Origin of the sequence: Rhodopirellula maiorica SM1 (assembly GCF_000346295.1) — a bacterium.
Lineage (GTDB): Bacteria > Planctomycetota > Planctomycetia > Pirellulales > Pirellulaceae > Novipirellula > Novipirellula maiorica.
In genome coordinates, this window is sequence record NZ_ANOG01000480.1 from 1 (window position 1) to 839 (window position 839).

Annotated in this window: 1 protein-coding gene; it reads left to right on the plus strand. The window is 58.5% G+C overall.

The window, feature by feature from the left end:
• A partial coding sequence (locus RMSM_RS15130; protein WP_040766973.1) for a potassium channel family protein occupies positions 1-605 on the plus strand: 605 nt, incomplete at its 5' end.
• Positions 606-839 lie beyond the last annotated feature (234 nt).

Consider the following 839-nt stretch of genomic DNA (forward strand, 5'->3'; position numbering starts at 1 on the left):
TGGGATCCGCGACCGCTCGCGAGCTTGCTCGACAGTCGATCGAGTACCGAATCGTGGAGAAAAATGCGAAACAAAAGGATGAGGACAGCAGGCTGATCATGGGCGACGCCGCCGACCTGGAAATCATGAAGCAGGCCGGAATCATGGAGTCACCTGCCGTGGTGATTACCACCCACGACGACGCGTTGAACGTCTACTTGACGCTGTATTGTCGTCGACTGCGCGCGGACATTCAGATCATCAGCCGCGCGACGCTCGAACGTACGGTTCACACCTTGCATCGCGCCGGAGCCGATTTCGTGATCTCGGAGGCCTCGATGGGAGCGAACGCGATCTTCAATCTACTCCGCCGCAGCGACGTGTTGCTGTTGGCCGAAGGGCTGGATGTGTTCAAGGTGAAGATCCCGCCGTCGCTTGCCGGCAAGACCTTGACCGAGACTGCGATCCGCCAAAGGACTGGATGCAGTGTGATCGCCATTCACACAGACGCGGGAGTGCAAGCGAATCCGGATCCCAACACCGCGCTGCCCGCAGACGGGGAAATCGTCGTGATCGGCAGCGACGATTCGCAACAGCAATTCTTGGATCAGTATTTGAATCGCTAGCTGCGGTCGACTTTCAGCAAGTTAGCTGCTTTGGCGCTAGCCACGGTTCATTCGGCACGTTAACCGCTTTGGCCAACGAGATTTCACCGCCTATCGTCGCTAGGTATTCATGTCGCCCCTTCAGGGCTTCGGAATTGTTGTGGTTCCCGCAACCACGGGTTTGCACCCGTGGCTGCAGCATGCCGTCCCGTTGGGACTGGAACCCGTCGCACCGCTAGCGCCGGTAAGATGCAG